Here is an 8,572-nt window from a genome sequence, read left to right as displayed (position 1 = left end):
GACGACAGGACTGGCCGCCTCGTTCGGCCTGGCATCGCTGCTGATGGCCTCCACCGCTCTCGCCCAGCAGCCCGTCAAGATCGGCATGATCACGACGCTTTCGGGGCCCGGCGGCTATCTCGGCCAGGACATCCGCGACGCCTTCAAGCTCGCCATCGAGATGGAGGGCGGCAAGCTCGGCGGCGTGCCGGTAGAGCTCGTCGTCGAGGACGACGCGCTCAAGCCCGGCCAGGGCAAGCAGATCGCCGAGAAGATGCTGAAGACCGACGGCATCAAGATCATGACCGGCATCGTGTTCTCGAACGTCGCCGGCGCCACGGTGCCGGATATCGTCGATTCCGGCGCGCTCTATGTCAGCCCCAACGCCGCGCCTTCGAACTTTGCCGGCAAGGAGTGCAACGAGAACTACTTCGTCGTCGCCTGGCAGAACGACAGCCTGCACGAGAGCGCCGGCCAGTACGCCACCAATCTCGGCTACAAGAAGGCCTTCATCCTCGCCCCGAACTACCAGGCCGGCAAGGATGCGCTGACCGGCTTCAAGCGGCTGTTCAAGGGCGAGGTCGTCGGCGAGGTCTATACCCGCCTCGACCAGACGGACTTCGCCCCCGAGATGGCGCAGATCCGCTCGGCCAATCCGGACGTCGTCTTCCAGTTCCATCCAGGCGGCCTCGGCATCGCCTTGCTACGCCAGTACCAGCAGGCCGGCCTGCTCGGGAAAGTCCCGATGGTGCTGGCCGAGCCCTCGCTCGACGCCACCACGCTGAAGGCGGTCGGCGACGCCGCGCTCGGCCTCAGCGTCACCGCCCACTGGAACACCGACTTCGACAACGCGGCGAACAAGAAGTTCATGGAGGCCTGGACCAAGGCCTACAACCGCGTGCCGACCTATTATGCCAGCCAGGGCTACGATACCGCGCTCGCCATAGCCTCGGCGCTCAAGACGACCGGCGGCAAGGCCGACGTGCCCGCGCTGCGCAAGGCGCTCGCCAAGGCGGACTTCCAGTCCGTGCGCGGAGCCTTCAAGTTCGGCCCGAACCAGCACCCGGTGCAGGACTGGTACGCTCTCAAGGTCGAGAAGGCTGCCGACGGCACGCCGATCCTGAAGACGACCGGCAAGGTGCTGAGCAATCACAGCGACGTCTACGCCAAGGATTGCAAGCTCTGAGCCGATAGCGGGCTCAGGCCCGGCCGGCCCGCGACAGTTGCCGTCATGGTCGGGCTTGTCCCGACCATCCACGCCTTCGCTGGTCGCAGGTCGTGCTCGAGACGTGGGTGCTCGCCACAAGGGCGTGCATGACCGAACTGGAATAACGCCAGTGCCTCTATCCGAAAACAGCGCAGTTTAACCTTCAGCGACAATGACACTCGTTCTCGAACAATTGCTCAATGGCGTGCAGTTCGGCGTGATGCTGTTCCTGCTCGCTGCCGGGCTGACGCTCATCTTCGGCATCATGGGCGTGATCAATCTCGCGCATGGCTCGCTCTATATGGTCGGCGCCTATGCCGCCGCCTTCGCCGCCGCACAGACCGGCTCCTTCCTCGTCGCCGTGCTGGCCGGCCTCGCGGCCGCCGCCGTCATCGGCATGGTGGTGGAACTGGTCGTGCTGCGCCGGCTCTATGCGCGGGACCATCTCGACCAGGTGCTGGCGACCTTCGCGCTCATCCTGATCTTCAACCAGAGCGTGACCCTGCTGTTCGGACGCCAGCCGCTCTTTGTCTCGGTGCCCCCCGCGCTGAACGGCTCGGTGCAGCTCCTGCCCGGCCTGACCTACCCGGTCTATCGCCTCGCCATCATCGCGGTCGGCCTGCTCGTTGCGCTCGGGCTCTATCTGCTGATCAACCGCACGCGCGTCGGCATGCTGGTGCGCGCCGGCGCTACCCATCGCGAGATGGTCCGTGCGCTCGGCGTCGATATCCGCCTTCTCTACACCGCCGTCTTCGGGCTCGGCGCGCTGCTTGCCGGCCTCGCCGGGCTGATGGCCGGGCCGATCCTCGCAGTACAGGTCGGCATGGGCGAGCAGATCCTGATCATGACCTTCGTCGTGGTGGTGATCGGCGGCGTCGGCTCGATCCGCGGCGCCTTCTTCGGCGCACTCATCGTCGGCCTCGTCGATACCTCGCTGCGCGCCTTCATGCCCGGCCTGCTGCGCCATGTCATGACGGGTTCGGAGGCCGATGCGCTCGGCGCAGGCCTGGCTTCGATGGGCATCTACCTGCTGATGGCGATCGTGCTGCTGGTGCGCCCCAAGGGACTGTTCCCCGCCCATGTCTGACGAAGCCCTCACCCGCACGGACACCACGTCGCCCGCGCTGGGCCGTGCCATCGCGCTGCTCGTTCTCGCCGCCGCGCTGGTCGCGCTGCCCTTCGTCGTCAAGGCGATCGGCCAGCCCGCACTGGTGCCGCTGGCGACGCGCGTCCTGATCTACGCCATCGCCGCCGCCAGCCTGAACCTCGCGCTCGGCTTCGGAGGCATGGTCAGTTTCGGCCATGCCGCCTTCTTCGGGATCGGCGGCTATGCCGTCGGCATCCTCTACCGCACAGCCGTCGATGGCGGGCTCTTCCTCGGCTTCATCCCCGGTACGGACCTGCTCCTGGTGACTCTGCCCGCAGCGATCCTCGTCGCCGGCCTCTTTGCCTGCGTAATCGGGGCGCTCTCGCTGCGCACCAGCGGGGTGCAGTTCATCATGATCACGCTCGCCTTCGCGCAGATGCTGTTCTTCCTCTTCGTCTCGCTCAAGGCCTATGGCGGCGACGACGGCATGACGATCCGCCGCCGCAACGCGCTGTTCGATCTCAACACCCGCGATGACACGACGTTCTATTTCATCTGCCTCGCCATCGCCGCGCTGGTCTTCCTGCTGCTCTGGCGCATCGTCGGCTCGCGCTTCGGGATGGTGCTCGCCGGCATCCGCCAGAACGAGCGACGCATGGCCGCGATCGGCATCGCGCCCTATCGCTACAAGCTTGCCGCCTTCGTCATCTCCGGCATGGGCGCCGGTCTCGCCGGCGCGCTGATGGCGAACTACCTGCGCTTCGTCAGCCCTGACATGCTGCACTGGACCAAGTCCGGCGAGCTGATGATCATGGTCATCCTCGGCGGCGTCGGCACCTTGCTCGGCCCGTTGCTGGGAGCCGCAGCCCTCGTCATCCTCGAGACCGTGCTGACGAGCTGGACCGAGCATTGGCAGCTCGTGCTCGGCCCGATCCTGCTCCTCGTCGTGCTCTTCACGCAGGGAGGGCTCAACGGCCTGCTCTCCCGCCTCGGCCTCGGCAGGAGCGCGCCATGACCGCCACGGACACGGCATCCGCGCTGCTCTCGGTGCGCGGCCTGCGCAAGCGTTTCGGCGGGCTCGTCGCGACCGACGGCGTCGATCTCGACGTGCGCGACGGCGAGATCCATGCGCTGATCGGCCCCAACGGCGCCGGCAAGACCACGCTGCTCACCCAGCTCTTCGGCGAGCTGACCCATGACGAAGGCGCGATCACGCTCTCGGGCGAAGAAATCGGCGCCCTGTCGACACCGCAGCGCGTCGAGCGCGGGCTTGCCCGCACCTTCCAGATCAACCAGCTGCTGCCCGACTTCACGATGCTCGACAATGTCGCGCTCGCCGTGCAGGCCCATGACGGCCACAGCTTCCGCTTCTTCGGCAATGCCCGGCGCGACGAAGGCCTGCGCGGACGTGCCCGCCAGCACCTCGCCACCGCGGGTCTCAGCCATCGCGCCGAAGTCAAGGTCGCCGATCTCTCCCATGGCGAGCAGAAGCAGCTCGAATTCGCCATCGCTCTCGCCTGCGAACCGCGGCTGCTCCTGCTCGACGAGCCGATGGCAGGGCTCGGCCATGCCGAGAGCGAGCAGATGGTCGCGATGCTCTCCGCACTGAAGGGCCGCGTCACCATGCTGCTGGTCGAGCACGACATGCAAGCCGTCTTCGCTCTGGCGGACCGCATCTCCGTGCTGGTCTATGGCCGCGTCATCGCGACCGGAACGGCCGACGAGATCCGTGACAATCCGGAGGTCCGCACCGCCTATCTCGGCGAGGGAGACGCCTGATGCTGAGCGTTCGCAATCTGCAATCGGCCTATGGCCGAAGCCAGGTCCTGTTCGACGTCGCGCTCGATATCGCCGAGGGCGAGGTCGTGACGCTGCTCGGCCGCAACGGCATGGGCAAGACCACGACCGTGCGCTCGATCATGGGCCTGCTCGCGCCGAAGGGCGGCGATATCCGCTTCGAGCGCCAGGACGTTCGCGGCATCGCACCCGAGAAGATCGCCCGCTGCGGTATCGGCCTCGTGCCCGAAGGCCGGCAGGTCTTCCCGACGCTCTCCGTCCGCGAGAACCTCGTCGCCACCGCCTCGAACCGGCTGAAGCGTTCCTCGCCCTGGACGCTGGAGCGGGTCTATGCCCTGTTTCCCCGCCTGCAGGAACGCGCCGGCCAGTCCGCCCGCACGCTGTCGGGCGGCGAGCAGCAGATGCTCGCGGTCGGCCGGGCGCTGATGACCAATCCGAAGCTCCTCATCCTCGACGAGGCGACCGAAGGCCTGGCGCCGGTGATCCGCGCCGAAATCTGGGGCTGCATCGAGGCGCTGAAGGCGCAGGGGCAGTCGATCCTGCTGATCGACAAGAACATCAATGTGCTCAAGCGCATCGCCGACCGGCACTACATCATCGAGAAGGGCCGCACGGTCTGGTCGGGCTCCAGCACCGACCTCGCTGACAATGCGGAATTGGTGCATCGCTATGTCGGCGTCTGACGATCCATCGAAGATATGCAGCCCTCATCCAGGGGAGCCGCGCAGCGGCGTCTCGAAGGATGCTTCAAAGGGCTCCGGAACCTGCTGGAACATCCTTCGAGACGCCATTCCTTCCGGAATGGCTCCTCAGGATGAGCGCTCAGGAAACTGTTGAATGGCGTCTGAAACCGAACTGCACGAGATCGTCGCGCACAGCGCCGGCACCGACCCGGCCGAGGCGCTGCGCGACACGCTCGGCGACATACTCGCCGGGCTGGTCGCGGCCGGCTGCGGCCCGCACCATCTGCATGACATGGTCTGGGAAACGGATCGGCCCGAAGCCTTCCATCTCTCCCGGCATATCGTCGAACTGGCCTATCGCGAGACCTTCGCCGGCTTTCGCCCGCCGATCTCACTGCGTCCCGCGCCCAGGCCCGGGCTGACGATCCGCGCCCGGCACGTCACCCCGCAGGCGCGGCCCGAGGTGCTCGTCGACGGCTACCCGCTGCGAGAGCTCGGCCGCCAGTACAGCCCGCGCCTGCAGGCCGACATGAAGGCGCTGTTTCGGCAATGGAGCCGCGATGGCGCGGCCTTCCGCGACAGCCGGGGCGCTGCCGATCTCGCCTTTGGGCCCGGCCGCTTCGAAACGCTCGATCTCTATCGCCCGGCCGGCGTGGCGCGCGCGCCGATCTTCGTATTCATCCATGGCGGCTACTGGCAGGCTTCCGACAAGGTCCAGCACGCGCAGTTCGCGAAAGGGCTGCTCGACGCCGGCTATGCGGTCGCGATGCCGAATTACGGGCTGGCGCCGGACACCCCGCTGGAAGCGAGCATCACCCAGAGCGTCGCCGCGTTGAAGTTCCTGGTGCGCGAAGCCGAAGCGCTTGGCCTCGATGCCGACCGCCTGCACATCTCCGGTCACTCCGCCGGCGGCCATCTCGCGGCGATGGCGCTTTGTGCGCCGGATGCGCCGCCCATCGCCTCGGCGCTGCTGCTCTCCGGCCTCTACGACCTGAAGCCGCTCGGGCATCTTCCGCTCGGCCGCCTGCTCGGCCTCGACGATGCCGAACGCACGATCCGGCTCAGCCCGATCGCCCAGCCGCGCCCGCGAACGGCGCGGATCGCTTTCGCCGTCGGCGCAGGCGAGAGCGATGCGTTCAAGGCGCAATCGGTCGCCCTCGCCACCGCCTGGCAGGCGCCTGCCCCGCTGATCTGCCCGGGCCATCACTTCGCCATGCTGGAAGGCCTGAACGGGGGCGCCCTGCTCGATCTCGCCCTGCAAACGGCGAAAGACTCATGACGAGACATCCCGTCAAGCCGCTGCGCCTCGCCTTGATCGGCTGGGGCGCGATCAACCGCCGCGTCGCGGAGCTGTTGGCCGAACGCGGTCGCGGCGACATCGCCGTTGCCGTCATCGCCGTTCGCAATCGGGCGGCTGCGGGCGCTATCCCGCCCGGCGCTCAGCTCATCACAACACCCGGCGAGCTCGCCGGTCTCGACCTCGATCTCATCGTCGAGGCTGCCGGGCGCGAGGCCGTCGGCATCTGGGGCGAGACGGCGCTTGCTCATGCCGCCGCCTTCGCCGTCGCTTCGACCAGCGCCTTCTGCGACGACGCTTTGCTTGACCGCTTGATCGCCGCCGCCGAAAGCAGGGGCAGCCAGATCCTGATCCCGCCGGGCGCGCTCGCCGGCATCGACGGCATCGCGGCCGCTTCCCTGCTGCCGCTCGACGAGGTCGTCCACCGCATCGTCAAGCCGCCGGCCGCCTGGCGCGGGACTGCGGCCGAGAGCCTGCTCGCGCTCGATGTGATCACCGAGCCGACCGCCTTCTTCTCCGGCACCGCCCGCGAGGCCGCCTCCCGCTTCCCGCAGAACGCCAATGTCGCCGTGATCTCGGCATTGGCCGGCATCGGGCTCGACCGCACCCGCGTCGAGCTCGTTGCCGACCCCGCTGCCGGCGGTAACGGCCACCAGCTCAGCGCCCGCGGCGCCTTCGGCAAGCTCGATATCGCCATCGAGAACCGGCCGCTGGCCACGAATCCCAAATCCTCCGAGATGACGGCGCTGGGACTGGTCAGACTGATCGAGAACCGCGTGCACACGCTGGTGCGCTAGATTCCTCTCCGTCATGCCCGGGCTTGCTCCGGGCATCCGGGAAACCAGCGCTCTACGGTCTTGAGGCCTTCGGGGCGAAGCTTCGCTTCGCCCGAGAACGACGCATGCGGAAAGCCCGGCCAATTCATAAGCATAACGATCTGAATTTATCTGATTTAGCCGACTGGATCACAGAATGACCCGCCACCTATGGTCCTGCTGAGAATGGCGGAAACAATCCGAACGGACCGCTGAACGCACCGCCAGCCGAGGCTTTCATGACGACCTATCCCGATCTCAAGCTCTATATCGGCGGTGCCTGGCGGAAGACGGCGGAAGAGCAGCCGGTGATCAATCCGGCCGATGAGAGCGTCATCGGCGCAGTGCCCCTCGCCTCCCACGCCGATCTCGACGATGCGCTCGCCGCGGCCGACACGGGCTTCAGGGTCTGGAGCCGCACGGCGCCGCGCATCCGCGCCGAGATCATGCTCAAGGCTGCGGCGCTGATGCGCGAGCGTGTCGAGGAGATCGCCCATTCGATCACCTTGGAGCATGGCAAGCCGCTGGCACAGGCGCGGCTTGAAGTGGTCCGGGGCTGCGAGTTCTTCGAATGGGATGCGGCGGAAGGCCAGCGTGCCTATGGCCGTGTCGTGCCGAGCGAACCCGGGATCCGCTACATCGTCACGCACCAGCCGGTCGGCACGGTCGCGGCTTTCTCGCCCTGGAACTTCCCGATGAGCCAGCCTTGCCGCAAGATCGCGGGGGCGCTGGCCGCCGGTTGCTCGATCATCATCAAGGCAGCGGAGGAGACGCCCGCCGGCGCGCTCCACATCGCCCGCGCGCTTCACGATGCCGGTGTCCCGCCGGGCGTGTTCAACCTGGTCTTCGGCGTGCCTGCCAAGATCTCCGGCTACCTCATCCCGCAGGCGCAGACCCGCCTCGTCGCCTTCACCGGCTCGACCGCGGTAGGCAAGCATCTCTCGGAACTCGCGGCGCGGCACATGACGCCGGTCCTCATGGAACTCGGCGGCCATGCCCCGGTCATCGTCTGCGACGACGTCGATCCCGTCGCCGCCGCCCATCTCTCGGCCACGCGCAAGGTCCGCAATGCCGGCCAGGTCTGCACCTCGCCGACCCGCTTCTTCGTGCAGCAGGATATCTACCAGCGCTTCACCGAGGCGTTCGTCGCGAAGGCACAGGCCGTGACGGTCGGAAACGGCCTCGACTCCCGGACCGAGATGGGCCCCGTCGCCAACCACCGCCGAATCGAGGCACTGGAAGCGCTGACCGCCGATGCGCGTGCTCGCGGCGGGCGGGTGCTGACCGGCGGCGAACGCCTCGGCAACCGCGGCTATTTCTTCCCGCCCACCATTCTCTCGGAACTGCCGGATGCTGCCCGCGCCCTGCGCGAGGAGCCCTTCGGGCCGATGGCGATCATCAACCCGGTTCGTACCGTCGAGGAAGCGATCGAGAAGGCCAATTCCCTGCCCTTCGGCCTCGCGGCCTACGGCTTCACTCACTCGGCTGCCCGCGCCGACCAGATTGCCGAGGGTATCGAGGCCGGCAATGTCTCGATCAACACGCTGGAGGCGTCGGTCGCGGAGGTGCCGTTCGGCGGCGTCAAGGACAGCGGCTATGGGCGCGAGGGCGGCGCCGAGGGGCTGGCGCACTACATGACCGTCAAGACGCTTTCGCACCGCATGACGATCTAGGGCCGGGCCCGACAACCCCGCCCGGAAAGCCGGA

The 8,572-nt window shown here is 67.5% G+C and carries 8 protein-coding genes; all 8 read left to right on the top strand.

Annotated features, from left to right (window positions below):
* Positions 1-43 precede the first annotated feature (43 nt).
* Positions 44-1,165: an ABC transporter substrate-binding protein gene (locus tag ACIPIA_RS06150; protein WP_400507672.1), complete on the top strand. Its 1,122-nt coding sequence runs from the start codon at positions 44-46 to the stop codon at positions 1,163-1,165.
* 193 nt (positions 1,166-1,358) lie between these two features.
* A complete protein-coding gene (locus ACIPIA_RS06145) occupies positions 1,359-2,273 on the top strand; it encodes a branched-chain amino acid ABC transporter permease (protein WP_400507670.1) in 915 nt (304 codons plus the stop codon).
* The gene (locus ACIPIA_RS06140; RefSeq protein ID WP_400507669.1) at positions 2,266-3,288 is read left to right on the top strand and encodes a branched-chain amino acid ABC transporter permease; all 1,023 of its coding nucleotides are present in this window, start codon (positions 2,266-2,268) and stop codon (positions 3,286-3,288) included. The genes ACIPIA_RS06145 and ACIPIA_RS06140 overlap by 8 nt, the downstream gene beginning before the upstream one ends.
* Positions 3,285-4,052 (top strand): ABC transporter ATP-binding protein, encoded by a 768-nt coding sequence (locus tag ACIPIA_RS06135; protein WP_400507667.1) that lies wholly within the window; start codon positions 3,285-3,287, stop codon positions 4,050-4,052. The genes ACIPIA_RS06140 and ACIPIA_RS06135 overlap by 4 nt, the downstream gene beginning before the upstream one ends.
* Positions 4,052-4,753 carry an ABC transporter ATP-binding protein gene (locus ACIPIA_RS06130; RefSeq protein WP_400507665.1) on the top strand — a complete coding sequence of 234 codons (702 nt, stop codon included), beginning with the start codon at positions 4,052-4,054 and terminating at the stop codon, positions 4,751-4,753. Before ACIPIA_RS06135 ends, ACIPIA_RS06130 begins: the two co-directional genes overlap by 1 nt.
* Positions 4,754-4,907: 154 nt before the next feature.
* Entirely contained in the window at positions 4,908-6,032 is a 1,125-nt protein-coding gene (locus tag ACIPIA_RS06125; RefSeq protein ID WP_400507663.1) for an alpha/beta hydrolase, read from the top strand.
* Complete coding sequence (locus ACIPIA_RS06120; protein ID WP_400507661.1) at positions 6,029-6,847, top strand: aspartate dehydrogenase; 819 nt, start codon at positions 6,029-6,031, stop codon at positions 6,845-6,847. Before ACIPIA_RS06125 ends, ACIPIA_RS06120 begins: the two co-directional genes overlap by 4 nt.
* A gap of 257 nt (positions 6,848-7,104) precedes the next feature.
* Positions 7,105-8,538: an NAD-dependent succinate-semialdehyde dehydrogenase gene (locus tag ACIPIA_RS06115; RefSeq protein ID WP_400507659.1), complete on the top strand. Its 1,434-nt coding sequence runs from the start codon at positions 7,105-7,107 to the stop codon at positions 8,536-8,538.
* The last annotated feature ends 34 nt before the right edge of the window (positions 8,539-8,572 follow it).

It is taken from the genome of Allobosea sp. CER48 (assembly GCF_044752385.1).
In the GTDB taxonomy this organism is placed as follows: Bacteria; Pseudomonadota; Alphaproteobacteria; order Rhizobiales; family Beijerinckiaceae; genus Allobosea.
This window is presented reverse-complemented; position numbering and strand designations above follow the sequence as displayed.

What these genes read in the sequence shown, in the direction of transcription:
- ACIPIA_RS06150 (WP_400507672.1), top strand. Translation starts at nt 44, where the DNA reads ATGGCCTCCACCGCTCTCGCCCAGCAGCCCGTCAAGATCGGCATGATC.
- ACIPIA_RS06145 (WP_400507670.1), top strand. Translation starts at nt 1,359, where the DNA reads ATGACACTCGTTCTCGAACAATTGCTCAATGGCGTGCAGTTCGGCGTG.
- ACIPIA_RS06140 (WP_400507669.1), top strand. Translation starts at nt 2,266, where the DNA reads ATGTCTGACGAAGCCCTCACCCGCACGGACACCACGTCGCCCGCGCTG.
- ACIPIA_RS06135 (WP_400507667.1), top strand. Translation starts at nt 3,285, where the DNA reads ATGACCGCCACGGACACGGCATCCGCGCTGCTCTCGGTGCGCGGCCTG.
- ACIPIA_RS06130 (WP_400507665.1), top strand. Translation starts at nt 4,052, where the DNA reads ATGCTGAGCGTTCGCAATCTGCAATCGGCCTATGGCCGAAGCCAGGTC.
- ACIPIA_RS06125 (WP_400507663.1), top strand. Translation starts at nt 4,908, where the DNA reads ATGGCGTCTGAAACCGAACTGCACGAGATCGTCGCGCACAGCGCCGGC.
- ACIPIA_RS06120 (WP_400507661.1), top strand. Translation starts at nt 6,029, where the DNA reads ATGACGAGACATCCCGTCAAGCCGCTGCGCCTCGCCTTGATCGGCTGG.
- ACIPIA_RS06115 (WP_400507659.1), top strand. Translation starts at nt 7,105, where the DNA reads ATGACGACCTATCCCGATCTCAAGCTCTATATCGGCGGTGCCTGGCGG.